This window comes from Virgibacillus aidingensis, assembly GCF_010994035.1.
Taxonomy (GTDB): Bacteria; Bacillota; Bacilli; order Bacillales; family Amphibacillaceae; genus Virgibacillus_N.
Genome location: NZ_WIXN01000009.1, coordinates 117,812 through 139,691, shown reverse-complemented (window position 1 = coordinate 139,691; position 21,880 = coordinate 117,812). Strand labels below are relative to the sequence as shown.

General features: G+C 40.5%; 21 protein-coding genes. 19 read left to right on the top strand and 2 right to left on the bottom strand.

All coding sequences use genetic code 11. The annotated features are described in order from the left end of the window. Position 1 precedes the first annotated feature (1 nt). The 13 genes from obgE to yajC all read left to right on the top strand — a co-directional run bounded on the left by obgE (position 2) and on the right by yajC (position 11,539). Positions 2–1,282: a GTPase ObgE gene (obgE, locus tag GHD25_RS09925; protein WP_164216355.1), complete on the top strand. Its 1,281-nt coding sequence runs from the start codon at positions 2–4 to the stop codon at positions 1,280–1,282. 43 nt (positions 1,283–1,325) lie between these two features. Further along, the gene (gene pheA / locus GHD25_RS09920) at positions 1,326–2,186 is read left to right on the top strand and encodes a prephenate dehydratase (protein WP_164216353.1); all 861 of its coding nucleotides are present in this window, start codon (positions 1,326–1,328) and stop codon (positions 2,184–2,186) included. 285 nt (positions 2,187–2,471) lie between these two features. Continuing rightward, on the top strand, positions 2,472–3,407 hold the full coding sequence (locus GHD25_RS09915) for a LysM peptidoglycan-binding domain-containing protein (protein ID WP_164216351.1): 936 nt from the start codon (positions 2,472–2,474) through the stop codon (positions 3,405–3,407). After that, positions 3,397–4,350, top strand: coding sequence for a phosphotransferase (locus GHD25_RS09910; RefSeq protein ID WP_164216349.1), 954 nt, complete (start codon positions 3,397–3,399; stop codon positions 4,348–4,350). The genes GHD25_RS09915 and GHD25_RS09910 overlap by 11 nt, the downstream gene beginning before the upstream one ends. A 32-nt stretch (positions 4,351–4,382) precedes the next feature. After that, a complete protein-coding gene (gene nadE / locus GHD25_RS09905; protein WP_164216347.1) occupies positions 4,383–5,123 on the top strand; it encodes an NAD(+) synthase in 741 nt (246 codons plus the stop codon). A gap of 68 nt (positions 5,124–5,191) precedes the next feature. Next, positions 5,192–5,764 (top strand): YhcN/YlaJ family sporulation lipoprotein, encoded by a 573-nt coding sequence (locus GHD25_RS09900; protein WP_164216345.1) that lies wholly within the window; start codon positions 5,192–5,194, stop codon positions 5,762–5,764. A gap of 523 nt (positions 5,765–6,287) precedes the next feature. Next, on the top strand, positions 6,288–7,022 hold the full coding sequence (locus tag GHD25_RS09895) for a YebC/PmpR family DNA-binding transcriptional regulator (RefSeq protein ID WP_164216343.1): 735 nt from the start codon (positions 6,288–6,290) through the stop codon (positions 7,020–7,022). 216 nt (positions 7,023–7,238) lie between these two features. Next, positions 7,239–7,844: a Holliday junction branch migration protein RuvA gene (gene ruvA / locus GHD25_RS09890; protein WP_164216414.1), complete on the top strand. Its 606-nt coding sequence runs from the start codon at positions 7,239–7,241 to the stop codon at positions 7,842–7,844. A gap of 15 nt (positions 7,845–7,859) precedes the next feature. Next, the gene (gene ruvB / locus GHD25_RS09885; protein ID WP_164216341.1) at positions 7,860–8,864 is read left to right on the top strand and encodes a Holliday junction branch migration DNA helicase RuvB; all 1,005 of its coding nucleotides are present in this window, start codon (positions 7,860–7,862) and stop codon (positions 8,862–8,864) included. Then, complete coding sequence (locus GHD25_RS09880) at positions 8,861–9,058, top strand: DUF2905 domain-containing protein (protein WP_164216339.1); 198 nt, start codon at positions 8,861–8,863, stop codon at positions 9,056–9,058. Before ruvB ends, GHD25_RS09880 begins: the two co-directional genes overlap by 4 nt. 12 nt (positions 9,059–9,070) lie before the next feature. Beyond that, the gene (queA, locus tag GHD25_RS09875) at positions 9,071–10,099 is read left to right on the top strand and encodes a tRNA preQ1(34) S-adenosylmethionine ribosyltransferase-isomerase QueA (protein WP_164216337.1); all 1,029 of its coding nucleotides are present in this window, start codon (positions 9,071–9,073) and stop codon (positions 10,097–10,099) included. 17 nt (positions 10,100–10,116) lie between these two features. Next, on the top strand, positions 10,117–11,256 hold the full coding sequence (tgt, locus tag GHD25_RS09870) for a tRNA guanosine(34) transglycosylase Tgt (RefSeq protein ID WP_164216335.1): 1,140 nt from the start codon (positions 10,117–10,119) through the stop codon (positions 11,254–11,256). Between the two features lie 25 nt (positions 11,257–11,281). After that, the gene (gene yajC, locus GHD25_RS09865; RefSeq protein WP_164216333.1) at positions 11,282–11,539 is read left to right on the top strand and encodes a preprotein translocase subunit YajC; all 258 of its coding nucleotides are present in this window, start codon (positions 11,282–11,284) and stop codon (positions 11,537–11,539) included. A 260-nt stretch (positions 11,540–11,799) separates the two neighbouring features. On the opposite strand, the gene GHD25_RS09860 is transcribed toward yajC, so the two are convergent. Beyond that, positions 11,800–12,174 (bottom strand): TIGR04086 family membrane protein, encoded by a 375-nt coding sequence (locus GHD25_RS09860; protein WP_164216331.1) that lies wholly within the window; start codon positions 12,172–12,174, stop codon positions 11,800–11,802. A gap of 189 nt (positions 12,175–12,363) precedes the next feature. On the opposite strand from GHD25_RS09860, the gene GHD25_RS09855 reads away from it, so the two are divergent. After that, positions 12,364–13,659, top strand: a complete 1,296-nt coding sequence (locus GHD25_RS09855) for an ArsB/NhaD family transporter (protein ID WP_164216329.1) — start codon at positions 12,364–12,366, stop codon at positions 13,657–13,659. Between the two features lie 414 nt (positions 13,660–14,073). Here the strand turns inward: GHD25_RS09855 and spoVB are convergent, their stop codons facing one another. Next, positions 14,074–15,624 (bottom strand): stage V sporulation protein B, encoded by a 1,551-nt coding sequence (spoVB, locus tag GHD25_RS09850; RefSeq protein WP_164216327.1) that lies wholly within the window; start codon positions 15,622–15,624, stop codon positions 14,074–14,076. Positions 15,625–15,751: 127 nt separating this feature from the next. On the opposite strand from spoVB, the gene GHD25_RS09845 reads away from it, so the two are divergent. From GHD25_RS09845 to GHD25_RS09825, 5 genes are all read left to right on the top strand, one after another. After that, positions 15,752–16,057 (top strand): post-transcriptional regulator, encoded by a 306-nt coding sequence (locus tag GHD25_RS09845; protein ID WP_164216324.1) that lies wholly within the window; start codon positions 15,752–15,754, stop codon positions 16,055–16,057. 45 nt (positions 16,058–16,102) lie between these two features. Then, positions 16,103–18,358, top strand: coding sequence for a protein translocase subunit SecDF (gene secDF, locus GHD25_RS09840; protein ID WP_164216322.1), 2,256 nt, complete (start codon positions 16,103–16,105; stop codon positions 18,356–18,358). A gap of 141 nt (positions 18,359–18,499) precedes the next feature. Continuing rightward, positions 18,500–18,865, top strand: a complete 366-nt coding sequence (locus tag GHD25_RS09835) for a LapA family protein (protein ID WP_164216320.1) — start codon at positions 18,500–18,502, stop codon at positions 18,863–18,865. Between the two features lie 55 nt (positions 18,866–18,920). After that, positions 18,921–21,245, top strand: a complete 2,325-nt coding sequence (gene recJ, locus GHD25_RS09830) for a single-stranded-DNA-specific exonuclease RecJ (RefSeq protein ID WP_164216318.1) — start codon at positions 18,921–18,923, stop codon at positions 21,243–21,245. Then, positions 21,235–21,750, top strand: a complete 516-nt coding sequence (locus GHD25_RS09825; protein ID WP_164216316.1) for an adenine phosphoribosyltransferase — start codon at positions 21,235–21,237, stop codon at positions 21,748–21,750. Before recJ ends, GHD25_RS09825 begins: the two co-directional genes overlap by 11 nt. The last annotated feature ends 130 nt before the right edge of the window (positions 21,751–21,880 follow it).

The following is a 21,880-nucleotide window of genomic DNA, read 5'->3' as shown; positions in this document are numbered from 1 at the left end:
ATTGTTTGTAGATCAGGTTAGTGTTTTTGTAAAAGCAGGAGATGGAGGAAATGGCCTTGTTGCCTACCGCCGGGAAAAATATGTTCCAAAAGGAGGCCCTGCTGGCGGAGATGGCGGAAATGGCGCAGACATTGTATTTAAAGTTGATGAAGGTCTCAATACGTTAATGGATTTTCGGTATAACCGCCACTTTAAAGGAAAACGCGGAGAAAATGGGATGAGTAAAAATAAGCATGGAAAAAACGCAGATCCCTATATTATTTCAGTTCCGCCCGGGACAACTGTTATTGATGAAGAAACGCAAGAAACCATTGCTGATTTAACAGAACATGGACAGGAAGCAATTATTGCTAAAGGAGGCAGAGGGGGCAGAGGGAATACTCGCTTTGCCACTCCGAGGAATCCAGCGCCGGATATGGCGGAAAATGGGGAACCCGGTGTGGAAAGACAAATCAAAGTGGAATTGAAACTGATTGCCGATGTCGGGCTCGTAGGTTTCCCGAGTGTCGGCAAATCTACATTTCTTTCTGTCGTCAGTGCAGCCAAACCAAAGATTGCCGATTATCATTTTACGACATTGTCCCCTAATCTGGGTGTGGTGGATACAAGTGATCAGCGCAGCTTTGTCATGGCGGACCTGCCGGGTTTAATCGAAGGTGCCCATGAAGGAATCGGGCTGGGACATCAATTTCTTCGCCATGTAGAACGGACTAGATTACTTGTGCATGTCATTGATATGGCTGGAACAGAGGGCCGGGAACCGTATGAAGATTTTCTTAAAATTAACGAAGAATTACAGGAATATGATGCGAAACTCCTGGAGCGGCCGCAGATTATTGCTGCAAATAAAATGGATATGCCGGATGCGGAAAAGAATTTGAGAAAATTTAAGGACAAGCTGGATGAAAGATTCCCTGTTTATGAAATATCGGCTTTGACTAAAGAAGGATTGAGAGATATTCTGTTTGCCATTGCTGATATACTGGATACCATTCCAAAAACTGCGCCAATCACAGAAGAGGTGGAGGAGAAGGTAGTATATCGCCACCAGAAACAGGAAGCTCCATTCACAATTAGCCGTGATGATGATGGTGCATACGTTTTATCCGGTGACAGAATAGAAAAGCTGTTTAAAATGACTGACTTTAACCATGATGAAGCTGTACAAAGATTTGCCAGGCAATTGCGGAAAATGGGGGTCGATGATGCACTGAGGGAACGTGGTGCTGAAGACGGGGATACGATTCGGCTATTGAATTATGAATTTGAATTTATTGAGTAAGGTGTAAATGTACAGGGATAATGGGATAATTTGAGGAGGAGACGTGTTGGCAACGAAGATCGGTTATTTAGGTCCAAAAGGAACATTTACGAAACTGGCTGTTGATACAGCTTTTAATGGTGAAATTAAGGAAAGCTTTGAAACGATACCGGAATGTATAGATGCAGTGGGGGAGGGACGGATCGATATAGGTGTGGTGCCGCTTGAAAATGCGATTGAGGGGACCGTTCAATTAACGGTTGATTATCTGGTTCATCAGGTGCGGCTGCCTATTATGGCAGAAATTGTTGTGCCTATTCAGCAGCACTTACTTGTGCATCGGGAGTTCAAAGGAGATTTAAAAGATATTTCAGAGGTTCATTCCCATAGTCACGCCATTGCCCAGTGCCATCAATACCTACATAAAAATCTGCCAAATGCAAAACTTGCATTTACTTCTTCTACAGGGAAAGCAGCACAAATAGTCGGGGAAAGCAACAGTACCATTGCTGCAATTGGCAACTATTTGGCAGCAGAAGAATATGGATTGCGGCTTTATGAGGAAAATATTCATGATTTTCCAAACAACCATACACGTTTTCTTGCAGTGAGTAAAAACAGCAAACAGCCGCTTCATATAGAGCATGATATCAAGCTGGAAAAAACAACGCTGCTTGTTACGCTGCCAAGTGACCAGCCGGGATCACTTCATCAGGTATTATCAGCCTTTGCATGGAGAAAAATGAATTTATCCAAAATAGAATCCCGTCCAATGAAAACAGGATTGGGAAATTATTTTTTTATTATTGATGTGAACCAGCCCTATGATGACGTTTTATTCCCCGGCGTAAAAGGGGAACTGGAGGCTTTAGGCTGCCAGGTTACTTTTCTTGGCAGCTATCCGGTATATCAAATGAAAATTTAAACCGTATGAATGAAAAGAAAAAATCGCCCAAACAAAAGGGCGATTTTTTTCATTTCCAGGTAGTAAACAATAAACTTTCATACGATTTACTAAATAAAAGACTTCTGAAAAGGCAGAGCTAATGAAATTCTTTATGTTGCATGAAAAATGCCTAATTGATGTTTTTTATTCCTGTTTCTATGATGGTATGTTAAAAAATATAAATTTGGTTCAACTTTTACCCAATTTATGCATATGTTGATATAGAGTAATTAGCCCAGCGATATGAAAGGAGTTTAGATTGTTTTGAAAATACATGTTGTTCAAAAGGGAGATACATTGTGGGAAATTTCGCAAAAATATGGGGTGGATTTTGAGGAAGTAAAACAGCTGAATAGCCATCTTTCCAGCCCGGATATGATAATGCCGGGTATGAAAATTAAAGTGCCCTCATCCACAAAAGCAGTAAAGCATGATGGTAAAACAGCAAAAGAATCGAAGAAGGAGCAGGTGAAACAGCCTTATAAAGATGTATCGCCAAAGCCTATGCCTGTGATCAAAGAGGATGATAAAAAGCCCCCTAAAAAAGTCCAGCCGGAATTGCCGAAAATGCCGCAGATGCCGCTGCAGCCAATAATACAAATGCCAATACTCGAACAGGATTACGATTATCATACAACGATAAAATTTCCGGAGATGCCAAAGCAGCCTGAAATGAAAAAAGAAAAGCCAAAAATGCAGCCCAAACCATTACCGACACCAAAACCAATCAAAGAAGAGAAGAAAGAGATGATGCCTGCTTCTCAACCAATGCCAGTGCCTATGGCGCCTTGCTGTTATATGGTTCATCCATGTTTTCCGGCAGCACCATACCCAATGATGGCACCGGCATTTAACCACCATCATCACGCTGCTTTACCAACGGAGCAGCACGGAAAAAATGATTGCGGCTGTCAGGGTACGCCAATGCCATATCAAAATATGATGCCGTACCCAATGTATCAGGATGTCAATAATGAAAATATGCCGCAATCCGGTTTCATGTCACCACATCAGCAGCAACATACCGACTATACCACGGAACCGCAGCAACAACCCAACTTTGGACCGTCGCCTCAGCAGCAATCAAATTTGTATCCGCCGCCATTTTCCACGGACATGAACCAAGCTTATCCAAATCCTCCGGGGTATCCGCAAAACTATTATAGAAAAGATAAGGAACAAACTGAACATGAAGAGTAAAGATATAAGAAGAGACGAATTAACAAATCGTCTCTCTTCTTTTTTGTGGAAAGAAGGAAAATTGAATATAAAGAAAGTATCCGGTATAAAGGCGCATGTTTTACTTATGGAGACACAAAATAATCAAAAATATATTTTAAAAAGACATAAAAACAGAGAAGTGCTTTTGCAACAATGGGATTTTTTTAAATCCATCCATAATGAGTTTGTTATTCCTTTCCATCCTTTTCCTAATGGCCGTGAGTTTTTATCTTATAGAAACAATTACTTTACAATAGCACCCTACACAGAAGGGGAGAAATTAAATTATAAAAGTGCCGAAGATCGAAAAGCGGCAGTATATACAATTAAAAACTTTCACCGGGAAGCAAGAAATATTTACCTTAAAAGACCGGTGACGAGAAAACATTTTCTTGTCAAATGGCATGACCGGCTGCTGGCATTTAAGCAAACTGAAGACCTATTTTATAAACATGGTTTTGATTTTTTATTTAAAGATATTGTTCAAACAACAGCTTTTCAATTACAGCTTCTGAGTCAATTTCCATGGAAGCTGCTTGAAAACAGAGCACAACGTAATGGCACCTGGGTCCATGGGGATGTAGCATCTCATAATTTAATTCAAACCGCAAAACAAACCTTCATTATTGACTTCGACCTATTGCATTGTACAGCACAGATATATGATTTTATTCAGCTTGGGCAAAGGTTTCTTCCATATGAAAAATGGGAAATAGAAGAATTGACAAAGTATAATATGATCCCGGAAAATCAACAAAAAATGTGGGCTTATGCAGTGGCTGTACCAAGCGATATAATAAGGGAGTGGCTCCATTTTCTGAATAAGAAGCCGGCAGATGTTTCTAAATATTTAACTTCACTCGACCAAGAGTGGACCTATCGGCAATATTTTTTTAAAAGTATAAGAAAAGTGCTAAACTAAATACAATAAGATGGAAAGCAGGAGTGATAGTTATGAAGGAGCATGTGGACGGTATTGTTCAATGGCTGCAAAATCAGGTTAAAGCGTCAGGGACAAAAGGACTGGTTGTAGGTGTGAGCGGCGGGCTGGATTCGGCCGTTGTGGCACATTTAATCAAAAGAGCAGTGCCGGAAAACTCCCTTGGTGTTTTACTCCCGATTTACACATCAGAGGAAAATATGGGTCATGCTCATGATGTGATAGAAAGCTGCGGGATTAACGATATTACTATTGACTTGACCGATACGCATAAAACGATGTACTCGGAAATAAAAAATCAGTTGGAAGAAAGCAATTCTTTTATTGATGCTAATGACCAATTATCTTCAGCCAATTTGCGGGCCAGACTGCGGATGAGCGCATTATATGCTTTGGCAGCAAATTATAATTATTTAGTGGTTGGAACAGATAATGCTTCAGAATATTATACGGGATACTTCACGAAATATGGTGACGGGGGAGTGGATATTCTGCCGATCGTGGAATTTACCAAGAAGGAAATCAGGGAGATGGCAGATTATTTAGGAGTTCCTTCCGATATTGTGCGGAAAAAACCGAGTGCCGATTTATGGGAAGGCCAAACAGATGAAGATGAAATGGGCACAACCTATGACAAAATTGATGACTATTTAAAAGGGAAAGAAATTCCTGAAAAAGACAAAAATATCATTGAATCAATGCACGCAAAAACTGCCCATAAACGTGATGCGCTTCCACGTTATAAAAGAAGTTAATTCCCTGTAATTAACAGTGTAAAAAAACCTCCCTTATGCAAACTAATGAATGTAGGGAGGTTTTATGTATGATGAAACGGATCATTGTACCATGCAGTTTACTATTTCTTTTCCTGACTGCATGTGGAAATAATGGTGAAGAAGAAACTGGCATGGAAAATGACAATGTTACCCAGCCGATTCATTTTGAAACAGAACAGGAACAAAAAGACCGCCTGAATGTTCGGGAACAAACAATTGGAGAACGTGGCGGCTACCCGCAGACCCAACAGGAAAATGTTAATGAGCAGGACTATGAAGGCGGGTATTCAGATATTTATACTAATGACCGCACTGAGGAAATTGCTGAATATTTACAGGGGAAACAGGAGATTATTCAGGCACAGGTTGCAGAGACAGACGACCGGATTGTAATAGCTGTTATACTTCCGGAGAGAACGAATCGTGACGCAGATGTAAGCGCGTCAATTGAAGAAGAAGTCAGAAATATACTTCCAGGAACAAATAAGCAGATTGTTGTGTACACGGATGATGTATACTGGGATCGGATGAAAAACCTTGATGGCCGATGGAAGGCAAGGGAAACAGGAGAAGAGCTTGGTGAAATGCTTCAGAACTTTTTTAATATGGAGAATGAGTAAAGCCTTTGTTGATGCAAAGGCTTTTTAATTTGAACATTAAAAGCCTAAATTTCTAGCAAGTGTTTTTGGTGGGACGAGGAACCGCGTACCGCAGTCCCAAGTGTTTTTGGTGGGACGAGGAACCACGTACCGCAGTCCCAGGTGTTTTTGGTGGGACGAGGAACCGCGTACCGCAGTCCCAGGTGTTTTTGGTGGGACGAGGAACCGCGTACTGCAGTCCCAGGTGTTTTTGGTGGGACGAGGAACTGCGTACCGCAGTCCCAAGTGTTTTTGGTGGGACGAGGAACCGCGTACCGCAGTTCCAAAATCCCTGCTCCCCATAAAGCTGCATGCAGCGAACAAAAAGAAATCACATACAGTAATTTAAGTGCTTTACGAAAGGACAAGTGAGTGAGTATTTTTACTAAAAAGATTCATACAAAATTATGCCTTTATGAAAGCATTATATTTTGTTATAGTAAAAAGGGAATTTATTGCAAAGTAGAGAAGAAGTAAGATTCACTATGAGAGAGGAGAATGTCCGATGGCAGGTCATTCTAAGTGGAATAACATAAAAAGAAGAAAAAATGCCCAGGATGCAAAGAAGGGCAAAATATTTATGCGTCATGCAAAAGAAATATACCAGGCAGCCAAAGAAGGAGGCGGGGATGTGTCCATGAATGCATCCTTAAGGGCAGCGGTAGATAAAGCCAAAGCGGATAATATGCCAAATGACAATATTGATCGTGCGATTAAAAAGGCAACAGGCACTCTTGATGGTGCCATCTTTGAAGAAATTACCTACGAAGGCTATGGACCCGGCGGTGTGGCAGTTATTGTTAATACACTGACGGATAACAAGAACAGAACTGCAGCAGAAGTACGGCATGCATTCAAGAAAAATGACGGCAATCTTGGGGAAAACGGCAGTGTTTCTTTCATGTTTGACCGAAAGGGTTATATTCTCATAGAAAATGAAGAGGGAAATATTGATGAGGATACTATTACGATGGATGTGCTGGAAGCAGGAGCTGAAGACATTGTTGTGGAAGACGGAGCTTATGAAATATATACTGCGCCGGAAAGCTTTCGTGAAGTAGTTGCTTATTTAACGGATCATGATTATACAGTTGCTGATTCAGAAGTTACATTAATTCCGCAGAATTATAATACAGTTTCAGAAGAAGATGAAAGTAAATTGGAAAGTATGATAGAGGCCCTGGAGGAAAACGAGGACGTACAGGATATTCACCACAATTTACAGGTGTCTGATAATTAATCCACGGAAGACGCAGCTTCTAAGAGGTAGGAAATACAAGGCAGGAAAGCCCTGCCTATTCTTGCCTTCAATACTTTTCATCTTCACAGGAAAATGAATAATCCCTCTTAAAGCGATGCCCCCATAATTTTGGCTACAGTTGCCCCTCCGGAAGCTAAGTTAGCCTTTTTCCTTGCTTATGTTAAAATGGGGAGAGAAAATAAAGGAGAAGAGGAAATGATTGCATATATAAAAGGAAATCTTTCCACGATTCAGGATGATGCGGTTATCGTGGATGTCCAGGGTGTTGGGTATGAAGTTATCTGTCCCAATCCCTTTGTTTTTCAATCCCATTTAAACCAGGAATTATTAATTTATACATATCATTATGTTCGGGAGGATCAGCAGCTGCTTTACGGATTTAAGAACAGGGATGAAAAATACTTATTTACGAAACTGATTTCTGTTTCCGGCATTGGGCCAAAAGGAGCACTGGCTATTTTGGGATCTGTTGATATTCAGGATTTCGCGGCTGCTGTGGAACAGGAAGACGAAAAGTATTTGACGGGATTTCCGGGTGTCGGAAAAAAAACAGCAAGACAGATTATTTTGGATCTAAAAGGAAAGCTTACATCGGAAATCTCCATTTCCGGTGAAGGCAGCGGAAAAAAAGAAATAAGCGAAAAAATGAATTCCGGTCTCCAGGAAGCACAGGAGGCACTCCTTTCGCTTGGCTATACGGATAGAGAAATAAAAGCTGTTCTGCCTGAACTCCGTAAACTGGAAAATGCAAAAACAGATGAAATTATCCGCACGGCATTATCGTTATTAATGAAGAACTAGGAAGGGGGGCCCATGATGGAAGATCGAATCATTACCGGTGAAATGCAAAAAGAGGATGAACCAGTAGAATTAAGCCTCCGCCCGGATACGTTAAAACAGTATATCGGCCAGCAAAAAGTAAGGGAAAATCTGGGGATTTTTATCCAGGCTGCAAAAATGCGGGAGGAACCGCTTGATCATGTTCTGCTTTACGGACCGCCCGGTCTGGGGAAAACAACTTTAGCATTGATTATAGCTAATGAAATGGGTGTCCAGTTCCGGTCTACCTCCGGCCCTGCTATTGAACGTTCTGGTGATCTGGCAGCTATTCTTTCCTCGCTGGAGCCAGGGGATGTTTTGTTCATTGATGAAATACACCGTTTGCCAAAATCGGTGGAAGAAGTATTATATCCTGCTATGGAAGATTTCTTTTTGGATATTGTCATCGGAAGCGGTCCAAGCGCCCGATCTGTCCGCATTGATTTGCCGCCTTTTACACTAGTCGGTGCCACAACAAGGGCAGGTCTCTTGTCTGCCCCGCTGCGCGATCGATTCGGTGTTTTAAGCAGATTGGAATTCTACGAAACAGGGGATTTATGTGCGATTATTGAACGAACTGCCGATATTTTTGAAACGGCAATTACCAAGGAAGCTGCGGAGGAAATAGCCAAAAGGTCAAGAGGCACACCGAGGATTGCCAACCGGCTGTTAAAGCGCGTGCGGGATATTTCCCAAGTAAAAGGCGAGAAGGAAATCAGTCTGGAAACAACCGGTGAAGCACTTAAGATGCTGCAGGTGGATAAAGAGGGACTGGATCATATTGATCACAAATTGCTAAAAGGGATAATAGAGCATTACAAAGGCGGGCCTGTTGGCCTTGATTCTATTGCGGCTACGATTGGGGAGGAATCCCAGACGATTGAAGAGGTGTATGAACCGTATTTATTGCAGCTTGGGTTTATCCAGCGTACACCAAGGGGAAGGATAGTTACAGAGAAGGCCTACCATCACTTTGACTTGAAAGTGAATGATGAAAGATGAATTTTGGCAAACTCTTTATAATCCTCGGTATTATTTTTCTGATTATAGGGTTACTATGGACGTTTATTGGACGCCTGCCCGGTGATATAAGTTTCAGGAAAGGAAATTTTTCATTCCATTTTCCAATCATGACTTCCATTGTAGTCAGTCTTATACTGACGTTAATATTTTTTATCATAGGCAGGTTTCGCTAAAGGAGATGCATCATGAAAATTGATGATTTTGATTTTGAATTACCGGATGAATTAATTGCACAAACACCTTTAAAAGACAGATCAGCATCAAGGCTGCTAGTATTAAACAGAAAAACCGGCGAAATACAGCATAAATATTTTCCTTCCATAAAATCGCACCTTTCCCCGGGGGATTGTCTGGTTCTCAATGATACCCGGGTTCTTCCGGCCAGGCTGTATGGCACGAAGAAGGATACTAAAGCAAATGTAGAAATCCTGCTTCTTCACCAACAGGAAAAAGACAGGTGGGAAGTGCTTGTAAAACCTGCCAAAAAAGTGAAACAAGGTACCGGACTTATCTTTGGCGATGGAAGGCTTAAGGCAATTTGCACCGAAGAGAAAAAGCACGGCGGACGGGTTCTTGAATTTTCTTATGAAGGCATTTTTTATGAAGTGCTCGATGAGCTCGGGGAAATGCCACTGCCTCCATATATCAAAGAGCAGCTGCCGGAAAAGGAAAGATACCAGACTGTATTTGCAAAGGAAGAAGGTTCCGCTGCTGCACCGACTGCGGGACTGCATTTTACGAAGGCATTGCTGGATGAAATAAAAGACATGGGTGTAAGGATTGTGTTTATTACTTTGCATGTAGGGCTTGGGACTTTTCGTCCGGTTAGTGCGGAAACCATTGAAGAACATAATATGCATGCTGAATTTTTTCATATGTCAAAGGGTGCAGCTGACATACTGAATAAAGTGAAAGAAAACGGCGGAAAAATTTTTTCCGTAGGGACTACTTCTACAAGAACTTTGGAAACAATCATGCGGGATAACGAGGGGATTTTCACGGAATCAACCGGATGGACGGATATTTTTATTTATCCTCCTTATGAGTTTAAAGCGGTGGATGCCCTGATAACAAATTTTCATTTGCCTAAATCTACATTGATTATGCTTGTTAGTGCACTTGCTGACAGGAAAACCGTCCTCCATGCATATGAGGAAGCCGTGAAGGAACGTTACCGTTTCTTTAGTTTCGGTGATGCTATGTTAATTTTATAAAAAGGAACGAATAATATATGACACCTATAACATATGAATACATTAAAACCTGTAAACAAACCGGTGCAAGACTGGGAAGGGTTCACACACCGCATGGTTCATTTGATACTCCGGCTTTTATGCCGGTAGGAACACTGGCAACGGTAAAAACGATGAGTCCGGAAGAATTGCGGGAGATGGATGCAAGAATTATTCTATCCAACACATATCATTTATGGCTGCGCCCTGGAGAAGATATTATTCGGGAAGCTGGCGGACTGCACCAGTTTATGAACTGGAATGGCGCCATCTTAACTGATTCCGGCGGTTTTCAGGTTTTCAGCTTAAGTGATATGAGAGAGATAAAGGAAGAGGGTGTCCATTTCAGAAACCATTTAAGCGGGGAGAAGATGTTTCTTTCACCGGAGAAAGCGATGGAAATTCAAAATGCGCTTGGCTCCGATATCATGATGGCTTTTGATGAATGCCCGCCATATCCGGCTTCCCATGAGTATATGAGAAAATCGGTGGAACGAACGTCCCGTTGGGCAGAACGATGTTTAAGCGCACATCAGAATGAGCATACACAAGGCTTATTCGGCATTATTCAAGGAGGAGAATACGAGGATTTAAGAAAACAAAGTGCGGCGGACTTAGTATCCTTGGATTTTCCCGGCTATGCTGTTGGCGGACTGTCGGTTGGTGAGCCAAAAGATGTAATGAATAAGGTGCTGGAGTATACAACCCCGTTATTGCCGACAAATAAACCCCGGTATTTAATGGGTGTGGGATCGCCGGATTCCTTAATCGACGGTGCAATTCGCGGCATCGATATGTTTGATTGTGTCCTTCCAACGAGAATTGCCCGGAATGGGACATGCATGACTTCAAATGGGAGACTTGTAGTAAGAAACGCAGCTTACAGCCGTGATTTTAGGCCGATTGATGAGCATTGCAGCTGTCATGTATGCAAAAATTACAGCCGTGCATATATCCGGCATTTAATAAAATGCAATGAAACTTTCGGTTTCAGACTTACTACTTATCATAACCTGCATTTTCTGTTAAAATTAATGGAGCAAGTACGAGAAGCGATAAGCGATGATCGACTTGGTGACTTTAAACAAATATTCTTTGAGCAGTATGGCTTTAATAAGCCAGACGCTAAGAATTTCTAGCTCAAAACGGAAAGGGGGGAAATACATGGAACTGTTAATTTCGTTATCACCGATTATTTTAATGTTTGTGATTTTTTACTTCTTGTTAATCCGTCCACAGCAAAAACGTCAGAAGCAAGTAAGGCAAATGCAGGCAGATCTGCAAAAAGGTGATGGTGTAGTTACAATTGGCGGGCTGCATGGGTCTATTCATGCCATAGATGAGGATACAATCGTGATTCAATCGAGTGACGGTACAAAACTTACATATGACCGTTCAGCAGTACGTGAAGTGAAGCAGTAACCTGCTGATTCCTTATCTTCATATAAAACAGGCTGTCCCAAACCTATTTTGGGACAGCCTGTTTTTACCCTCACGTTAAAAAAATATGATATTCAGCAAATGTTTATGGTGGGACGAGGAACAGCTGTACCGCAGTCCCAAATGTTTATGGTGGGACGAGGAACAGCTGTGCCGATAAGCAGTTTTGAGAAAGCAAAAATTTTTAAGTCTTAAGTATAAGAACCTAACACATTTACTAAAAGACAAGTGAAACCTTTTTTCTAATTGGAGTTTAAAATGTTTACTCCGGCTACGCCCCCGAATAATGCTGCCAGTATATAGGCTGCATGATGAATGGATTGCTCCAGGGAAAATCCCTGATCGAATCCCATATATTGAACTAGGAAAGTAAATAAAGTGAAACCAATTCCGGTAAATATGCCGGAAAACCACCCTTTTTCTTTTCCTTTAATCCCGGCAACCAATCCTCCTATGAACAGCGATATTAATCCTATAACCAATGCAACCCACGTTAGTGCCGGTTCATGGAAAGTTGTAAACCGGAGAAGAAAGCCTAACACAATACTTGCCAGTAGAATTAAACCTAGTACGATAATCCAGCCGTACAATAGCCCAATAAATTGATGTTTTCGCAACAAAATCCCCCCCTAAGATTGTCCATTTATATTTATCCTATTCATTTCTTTTAAAAATAGAATAAATAATTTCACTTCTTGCTTCATATAGATTTATAAGAGTGGACATGTTGAGAAGTTTACTTGTATCTCATTCTGCTCCCTAAGCTGATAGAAAATTTTCCGGCATTCTGTGAAAGCAGGTGAAAGATGGATATTATTCTTGCAAGTATTATATTTGTTATCAGCTATATTTTTATTATGACGGACCGAATTAACCGCGCTGTAGTTGCGCTTGCCGGGAGTGTTTTATTATTGCTGACAGGCATTTACACACCGGAGGACGCTTTTATAAGGTATATTGACTGGAACACTATTGCACTGTTATTTTCCATGATGATCTTAATTGCAATAACAGAAAAAACCGGGTTATTTGCCTATATAGCAATCAGGTTTGCCCAATTGGTCAAAGGTAAGCCCCTGCCATTATTGATGGGTGCAGCCACACTGACTGCATTCGGTTCTGCATTGCTGGATAATGTAACAACGGTACTTATTTTTGTACCGGTTATTCTTAAAATAACCAAGCTGTTAAAACTGCCGGCATTCCCGTACTTGCTTGCTATTATTTTCAGCTCCAACATTGGCGGGGCTGCAACATTAATCGGTGATCCTCCAAACATTATGATTGGACAGGCAGTAGAACACTTAACTTTTCTGTCATTTCTTGTACATATGTCTCCAATTGCTATTATGTTGTTTATACTTCTATGTGCAGGGCTGTATGTCATTTTCCGAAAATCGCTGACTAAGACAGAAGCCGAAAAGGAAGAACTGTTGAATTTGGATGCGCATTCCCAGTTAAAGAAAACACCCATGCTCTATCAGTCCGTTTCCGTTTTGACAGTAACAATAACCGGGTTTTTAATGCACGCTTTTGTGCATGCAGATCTGACTATTATTGCATTGTCGGGTGCAATATTGCTGTTATTGCTTACAGAAAAAGAGCTGGCAGCAGAACATATTTTTGAAAAAGTGGAATGGGTGACTTTATTTTTCTTTATGGGGCTTTTTATGCTCGTTGGCGGTTTGCAGGAAACAGGTATTATCGATGAAATAACAAGGTTTATCGTAATGTCTACAGATGGAGATTATACGAAGACGGCATTACTTGTATTATGGGTGTCCGGTTTATTTTCGGGAGTGGTGGATAATATTCCATTTGTTGCTGCCATGATCCCGGTTGTACAGGAATTGGAAAGCTATGGAATGGTATATTTGGATCCGATTTGGTGGTCGCTTGCTTTAGGTGCCTGTCTGGGAGGAAACTCCACGTTGATCGGAGCATCTGCTAATGTGGTTGTAGCAGGACTTGCTGAAGGGGCAAACCAGAAAATTTCCTTTTTCCGTTTTATGATTTATGGTATCCCAATTGTAATTTTGTCACTAATAATTTCAAGTATTTATGTTTATTTCCGGTATTTATTGCCTTATATGGGACAGTAGAAATGTGTTTCACCTTATCATGGTCAAAAAAACCTGACATTTTAATGTCAGGTTTTTTTGATGACTAAAGATAAGAATAATTTCTTTCATCACAGTCCCCCGGCTTGCGGATGATAATGACAGGTTAAGCATGCAGAGGAGTTTCACTACTGATCCGCCGTATTGGCCGGATGCGGGGCGTATATCGTTAAATGACCGCTTGTGATATTGTTTTGAGGATAAAAAATTTGGTTTTTAAAATTTACCTTATATATGATAACCACGCAGTTGATTACTGTTCAAGAAAGAAGTTTTTCCGTAACATGTACAGTATCCGGAACAAAGCACGTTTGGCCCATATATCAGCGAATGTTACAATCTATTTCCAAATCAGTATCTGGATATTTAATTAAAATGAGCACTAATGTGGTTAACTTATACCCATTTTTGAATAATAGGGATTTGTCGTAACTCATCCTTCGTAATGAATTTTAAAAGGAAGAGTAATATTCCGTAAATCAGACTGAGAATGCATAAAGCAAGCAGGAATAGAATTAAATTTGGTTCTAGCGTGTCATATAACCGCTTGACCATGGTGCCTGCCTGCCATGTCAGCAATAATAACAGAACCATTTTAATAATATCCTTAAGCGGCAGGCGGAAATGGATCGTTTTATATAATGATGCCATGTGTAATAAAGTGACCAATACTACACTTACTGACATAGCGATCGCAACTCCCGTAATTCCAAATTTGGGATTGGAAGCAAGAAAAAATAAAACAGCTAATTTACATCCGGCGCCTATTAAACTGTTCCACATTGCAGGTCTTGCAAGATCAAGCGCTTGCAAAGCAGCTTGTAATGGTGCCTGAATATAAAGTAAAATGAAAAAAGGAGCCATTAAAACTAAAAAATGACTGGCATTTGCTGTCCCGTACATATATGATAGAATGGGTACCGAAAAAAGTGACAGTACAATAGTGGCCAACGCCCCGGAAGCGAAGGATATTCTTACCGATTGATGAATCCGGTAATGGACAAGCTGTTTATTCAAGTTGGCTTCTGCTTCCGATATGGAAGGAACCAAAGCTACTGATAAAGAGTGCGTAATAAAAGTCGGCAAAAATAAAAGTGGGAAAATATATCCGGTCAGTTCTCCATATTGTTTCGTGGCAAGTGTGCTGGAAACTCCAGCAAGTGCCAAACTCTGGGCAACCAATATCGGTTCCAGAAAATTGGATATGGAACTGATTACCCGGCTGCCTGTACTTGGAAGTGCTATTGAAAACAACTCTTTAAGGGTGGATTTGCTTGTTTTTAAATAGGAAAAAAATCGGTGCCGCAATTTGATAACTTTTTTTCTTTTAAACTGAAACAGCATGTACAAGAGAGAAACAAATTCACCAATAATAATACTGATCATTGCACCTGCAGCCGCAAATTCAACACCATATGGCAGCAGGAGATTTACAAATATTGCGACAAAAGAAATGCGGACAATCTGCTCTATTACTTGGGAATAACTTTGCGGCTTCATGTTTTGCTTCCCTTGAAAATAGCCCCTGAGCACGGAGCTGACTGCAATGATCGGAACAATCGGGCTGATGGCAAGCAATGGGTACAATGTACGTTCATCTGTTAATAAAGTAGTGGCAATTAATGGTGCCGAAATTATCATGCCAATCATAAAAATCATGCTGGAAGTGCCGGTGATAACCAATGAAACGACTAGTATCTTTTTGATTTTTTGCTGGTCATTCAATGCTTCCGCTTCGGCAACTCTTTTTGATATCGCAACAGGAAGTCCCAATTGGGTTAAGGTCATAACCAGAAATAGGGTGGGCAGGGCCATCATATAAAGGCCGACGCCTTCTTCCCCCATCAGCCGGGCAACTACAATGCGGTTAATAAAACCGAGAAATCGTGTAATCATTCCGGCGGCTATGAGTATCAATGTACCTTGCAAAAATGTTTGTTTGGTCATTATTGTCGACCTGCCTTCTCAAATTATAAAATTTCATATACAATGATATATATGCAAAGCAGTGGGCCAAGCATGACAAGAGAAAACATAATAATAATATATTCTCATGATAGGCGGGGTTACATAGATGGAAGTTAAACAAAGGGTGTCAGGATGGAAGGAAACCGTTCAGCCTGCATTGGAATCCAAAGTAAGCGAATTGCATTTAATGGGCTATCCAAAAGCTACCAAAGAGGAAATTTGGAATTGTTTAGAACAAAAGGTCTGGAAAGGAGATCCTGAAAAAAGAATCCATGAAGTAATAGAGGATATCTTTCACCTGAGTGCAACAATTTACATGAATTTTCTTACATTAAAAGTCTATCAGGATTCCGATTTAATGGATTCCATTAGTGCAGTAATGCAGGGGGGAACGGAAAATATAAATGATTGACTTACATAAAGCTATGGAGGAGACAAAAGGGAGGAATTGGGTTAAATGAAAAAGAGAGGCAGAATTGTTGCCTTTTTCCTCATCGTTATTACATTATTTATAACGGTTGGGACAACGGTTACAGGAATTGCAAAAGACATTAATTTGGGTTTGGATTTACAGGGAGGATTTGAAGTATTATATGAAGTGGAACCAGTGGATGAAGGGCAGGAAATAGATAGAACATTAATGGAATCCACGGTTCAGACTTTAAATGACCGTGTTAATCGTTTAGGTATAAGTGAAGCCAGTATAGATATTGAAGGAGAAGACCGGATAAGGGTTCAGCTTGCCGGTGTGGATGATCAGACAGAAGCGCGTGATTTACTGTCAACCTCCGCCAGACTTTCATTTCGGGATGTTGATGATAATGAAATGCTGGACGGTTCCGATGTTAAAGAGGGAAGTGCAAAACAGGATTTTGATCCAAATACGAATGCACCGATTGTAACACTTCAATTGAAAGATGCCTCGGAATTCGCCGAAGTAACGACGGAAATTATGAATAAAGGCGTGCCCGATAATTTATTGGTTATCTGGATGGATTACCAGGAAGGAGACTCTTTCAGGGAGGAAATGACGAAAGAGGATCCCAAATATGTTTCTGCACCCAGTGTTTCGGAACCCCTGAATACAGCAAATGTCATGATTAGCGGTAATTTCACCGTGGAATCTGCTCAGCAGTTGGCAAATATAATTAATTCGGGGTCGCTGCCGGTACATATGAATGAAATCTTCTCCACTTCTGTTGGGGCACAATTCGGAGAACAGGCTTTAAATCAAACCGTTTTCAGCGCATTTATAGGTATAGGCTTAATCCTGCTGTTTATCATAATAGTATATCGTTTTCCGGGTATAGTAGCAGGGATTAACTTAATTATATATATTTACATTGTTTTACTTGTGTTCGAATTAATGAATGGCGTTTTGACCTTGCCCGGTCTTGCTGCATTAATTCTCGGAATGGGTATGGCAGTAGATGCCAACGTTATTACATTTGAACGGATAAAAGAGGAATTGAGAGCAGGAAAATCAATCATGGCTGCTTTTAAAGCGGGAACAAAAAATTCTCTGTCCGCTATAGTGGATGCTAATATTACGACAATGATTGCTGCAGTGGTATTGTTTATCTTCGGAACTAGCTCAGTCCAGGGATTTGCCACGATGCTGATCGTAAGTATTTTAGTCAGCTTCCTGACAGCTGTATTTGGCACCAGGCTGTTATTGGGCCTATGGGTAAAAAGCCGGTTCTTGAACAAGCGAAAAAGCTGGTTTGCTGTAAAGAAAGAAGATATACAGGATATATCGGAAAAGAAAGAGCCGGAGGCAAAGGTGTTTAATAGACAGCCAAATATTGTCAAGCACCGCAAAAAGTTCATTTACGCCACGTTAATTTTAGTTGTAATTGGAACGGCATCACTCGTTATGTTTCAGCTTAACCCGGGCATTGACTTTACTAGCGGATCCCGTATTGAGATTCTTGCAGAGGAAAGCCTGGATGCTGCAGAAGTAGAGAATGCATTGGCAGAGCTTGAGCTAGAAGCAGAATCCATTGTACTTTCCGGGGAAAATAATGAGGGGGCTGCTGCAAGATTTGATACAGTGCTTTCTGAAAGTAAGATAGCTGAGGTTACTGAATATTTCATAGAGGAATACGGGAATGAACCAAGCGTGGGTGTCGTTTCCCCCATTGTTGGAGAAGAACTGGTTAAAAACGCTATCTATGCAGTAGCCATTGCTTCTGTGTTTATGATTATCTATGTGGCATTCCGCTTTGAATTGTTCTTTGGGATCACGGCAGTCATTGCTTTATTACACGATGCTTTTTTCGTACTGGTTATTTTCAGTATAACCAGGATGGAATTTGAAGTAACCATAGTAGCGGCAATTCTGACAATTATAGGTTATTCGATTAATGCCACTATCGTGACGTTTGACAGGATCAGGGAAAATGTGCGAAAAGAAAAACAGGTGAAAACATACAAACAGCTTGCTGGTATTGTGAATAAGAGTCTGATCCAAACATTAACCCGTACGATTAATACTTCATTCAGTACGCTAATCGCAGTTCTGGCATTTTTAGTACTGGGAGCAGAGTCTATTTTCGGTTTTGCAGTTGCTTTGGCAGTTGGCTTGTTAGCCGGAACATATTCTTCTCTTTTCCTCGCTTCACAGCTGTGGCTCACATGGCGAGGGAGAACCATTAAGGATAAACCAATTGATTTCAGGAAGAAAAAACGTGTAGAAGGTCCACAGGTATAAAAGGGAAAAAAGGGTATTCTATTGACTGAATGTTAATGGAATATCCTTTTTTGCTTAATCATCGCAGAATATGGGTAATTTAAATAATAAAATATAAAAAGAAACCTTAATGGCTGGAATGGAAAAAAAGGAGGAACCTGGATGAAGGGGCAAGCATACGTAATATTATCTATTATTTTAGTGATTATTGTTGCGGTATTTGCTATCACCAATGTAGAGGCTGTAGAGGTAAATTATTTGTTTTGGAGCGGAGAATCACCATTAATTCTGATCATCCTGTTTTCGGTATTAATGGGAGGCATAATTACCGGTACAGCCGGGGCAGTAAAGGTGTTTCAGCTTCAAAAAGAAAACCGTGTCATGAGGCAGGAAAATGACTATATGCGCAAAACACTGGTGGATAAAGGCTTATGGGATAAAAAGAAGCATAAAATTTCGAAGGAAAATGTAAAACATAAAAAGGGAAAAAGAGGAAATAATATGGCTGAATCTGATAAAAAAGACTAAGTCATTGCCCCCCTTGCCTCACTTTTTGTATAATAGGTGAGTCAGGGGTGAATTTATGTTACAGAGTAAAGCAAATTGGAAATACTTGAATAGAGAAGAATTCGATCAGTGGATGGATGACTCCATTGGATACTCCCCTGTAATTCAGGAACTTTTATTACAGCGGGGAATAACAACAAAAACAGCTGCAGCTAAGTTTCTTTCCCCGTCCCTGGAAGATTTATATAAGCCGGAACAGCTCGCCATGATGGATAAAGCCGGTGAGCGGGTTCATCAAGCTGTCAATCGCCAGGAGAAAATACTGATCTATGGAGATTACGATGCAGATGGAGTTAGTTCTACAGCAGTGCTTTTAAAGGCATTAAAAGAACTTGGTGCGTATTGTGATTTTTACATACCAAATCGTTTTAAAGAAGGATACGGGCCAAATGAGCATGCTTTTAGACTGGCCCATGATAAGGGATTTAAATTGATTATAACTGTAGATACGGGAATTGCTTCCATTCATGAAGCCAATGTAGCAAAAGAACTTGGAATTGATTTAATTATTACTGATCATCATGAAATACAGGAAGAATTGCCGGATGCTTTTGCGATTGTGCATCCGAAACATTCCCCGGACTATCCGTTTCAGGAGTTAGCTGGTGTTGGTGTAGCATTTAAGTTTGCCGAAAAACTGCTTGGCTACTTTCCAAAGCATTTATTGGAGTTTGCAGCCTTGGGAACTATTGCCGATTTGGTTCCGTTAATTAGTGAAAACCGAATACTGTCCTATTACGGACTGAAAGCACTGACGGAAACATCAAATAAAGGAATAAAAGCTTTAAAACGGCTTTGTAATATAGAAGGCAAGGTAACAGAAGAAGACGTAGGCTTTTCGCTTGGTCCAAGAATTAATGCTGTCGGCCGGCTTCAGGATGCAGGATTGGCGGTAGAGCTCTTCATGACAGAGGACATGGAAGAAGCCCGGCAAATTGCCGGGGAGATTCAGGAGATTAATCAGGAAAGACAGAAAATAGTAGCAGAAATTGTTCGTGAAGCAGAAAAAATGGTGACAACGGATAAATATGAACAGCCGGTGATCATTGCATGTAAAGAAGGTTGGAATGAAGGGGTGCTTGGTATTGTCGCTTCAAGACTGGTACAAAAATATGACAGGCCAGCCATTGTCCTGGCGTATAAACCGGAATCAGGAAGTGTAAAAGGCTCAGCAAGAAGCATTCCTGCATTTGATCTTTTTGCAAATTGTATGGAAGTAAGAGAGTTATTTACCCATTTCGGAGGGCATGCACAGGCTGCCGGTATGACGCTTCCTAATGAAAATGTACCTCACTTGGAGAAGGAATTGAAGAAGCGTATTCTTTCCCAGCTGTCCGAAGATGATTTTAAACAGCAGATTGAAATCAGTCAAACATTAACCATAGCGGAGATTGACGAAGCACTAATAAAGGATATAAATATGCTGGCTCCATTTGGAATGAAAAATCCAAAACCTATCATTGAAGTAAAAGCAGTTCCTCAGGAAGCAAGACAGATTGGTGCGGATAAAAATCATCTGAAGCTGCAGTTTAGGGAAGATAATGCACAATTGGATGCAATTGGTTTCGGAATGGGAAATCATTATACTAAACTTACAGCCGATACAGCGGTTTCCATTGTTGGAGAACTTGGCGTGAACGAATGGAATGGAAACAGAAAGCTTCAAATTCAATTTAGGGATATGAAAATAGATGAATGGCAGTTATTCGATTATAGAGGTAAAAGAGGTTTGAACTTTCAAAATATGATAAATGATGATCCTGCAGCCCTTATTGTATCCAGCAAGGAATACAGCCAATTGAGAAATTTGAGGCAAATTACATATCAAACAGAGATGGAATCCGTTCCCCAAGCAAAGAATCTGTATATTTTAAACCTGCCGCCAACGCTGGAAAAATTAAAAGAACTAGTAAAATATACAAACCCTGAAAATATATATGTCTGTTACTATATTGAAAAAAGCAGTTATTTACAGGCACTGCCTTCACGAGAGGACTTCAAATGGCTTTACATTGTATTGCGGAAACAAAAGCAGCTCGAAGTAAAAAAAGCGATAGGAACAATCATGAAGGCCCGCGGCTGGAATAAAGACCAGGTAATTTTTATGTTTCAGGTTTTTCACGAACTGGCCTTTGTGCACATTGAAAACGGGATAGTCAATGTAAGTCATCAGCCGATTAAAAAAGATTTGGATGAATCACTGGCATATAAACAAAGGTTGGATGACATTGAAATAGAAAAAACTTTGTATTACTCAAGCTATGCAGAACTAAAAAAATGGTTCTCAAATTGGATGGATTATACAGAACGTCCCAGGGAGGGAATATTTTATGGATTATAAACAACATATTAAAATTGTGGAAGACTGGCCAAAGGAAGGAATTAAATTTAAGGATATCACCCCATTAATGGAAAATGGAGAGGCGTTTAAGTCAGCAGTTGATGAAATTGTAGATTATGCAAAAGAAAAACAGATTGACATAGTTGTCGGACCCGAGGCCCGGGGATTTATCATCGGATGTCCGGTATCCTATGCACTCGAAGTAGGATTTGCGCCTGTGAGAAAAGAAGGAAAACTGCCCCGGGATGTAATTAAAGTAGACTATGGGCTTGAATACGGGAAGAATGTCTTAACCATCCATAAAGATGCCATTAAACCCGGACAGCGTGTATTAATAACAGATGATTTACTTGCGACCGGCGGAACAATTGAAGCTACGATAAACCTGGTGGAACAGCTAGGCGGCATCGTCGCAGGATGCGCATTCTTTATTGAACTGGGTTATCTGGAAGGAATGAGGAAGCTGGAAGGATATGATGTTTTAACTTTAATGCGATTTGAATAATGGATTGCAGTTAATTGATGTGGTCTGGCGGAAATGAAGTATTCCAATGTCAGACCCCTCTTAATATATAAAATGTATGATTGTACATATAAAACAGAAAAGCATATAATTATTAATATAATGATATTTA

Coding starts and splice junctions, on each gene's coding strand:
- GHD25_RS09910 (WP_164216349.1), top strand. CDS start 3,397: ATGAAGAGTAAAGATATAAGAAGAGACGAATTAACAAATCGTCTCTCT.
- nadE (WP_164216347.1), top strand. CDS start 4,383: ATGAAGGAGCATGTGGACGGTATTGTTCAATGGCTGCAAAATCAGGTT.
- GHD25_RS09900 (WP_164216345.1), top strand. CDS start 5,192: ATGATGAAACGGATCATTGTACCATGCAGTTTACTATTTCTTTTCCTG.
- GHD25_RS09895 (WP_164216343.1), top strand. CDS start 6,288: ATGGCAGGTCATTCTAAGTGGAATAACATAAAAAGAAGAAAAAATGCC.
- ruvA (WP_164216414.1), top strand. CDS start 7,239: ATGATTGCATATATAAAAGGAAATCTTTCCACGATTCAGGATGATGCG.
- ruvB (WP_164216341.1), top strand. CDS start 7,860: ATGGAAGATCGAATCATTACCGGTGAAATGCAAAAAGAGGATGAACCA.
- GHD25_RS09880 (WP_164216339.1), top strand. CDS start 8,861: ATGAATTTTGGCAAACTCTTTATAATCCTCGGTATTATTTTTCTGATT.
- queA (WP_164216337.1), top strand. CDS start 9,071: ATGAAAATTGATGATTTTGATTTTGAATTACCGGATGAATTAATTGCA.
- tgt (WP_164216335.1), top strand. CDS start 10,117: ATGACACCTATAACATATGAATACATTAAAACCTGTAAACAAACCGGT.
- yajC (WP_164216333.1), top strand. CDS start 11,282: ATGGAACTGTTAATTTCGTTATCACCGATTATTTTAATGTTTGTGATT.
- GHD25_RS09855 (WP_164216329.1), top strand. CDS start 12,364: ATGGATATTATTCTTGCAAGTATTATATTTGTTATCAGCTATATTTTT.
- spoVB (WP_164216327.1), bottom strand. CDS start 15,624: ATGACCAAACAAACATTTTTGCAAGGTACATTGATACTCATAGCCGCC.
- GHD25_RS09845 (WP_164216324.1), top strand. CDS start 15,752: ATGGAAGTTAAACAAAGGGTGTCAGGATGGAAGGAAACCGTTCAGCCT.
- secDF (WP_164216322.1), top strand. CDS start 16,103: ATGAAAAAGAGAGGCAGAATTGTTGCCTTTTTCCTCATCGTTATTACA.
- GHD25_RS09835 (WP_164216320.1), top strand. CDS start 18,500: ATGAAGGGGCAAGCATACGTAATATTATCTATTATTTTAGTGATTATT.
- recJ (WP_164216318.1), top strand. CDS start 18,921: ATGTTACAGAGTAAAGCAAATTGGAAATACTTGAATAGAGAAGAATTC.
- GHD25_RS09825 (WP_164216316.1), top strand. CDS start 21,235: ATGGATTATAAACAACATATTAAAATTGTGGAAGACTGGCCAAAGGAA.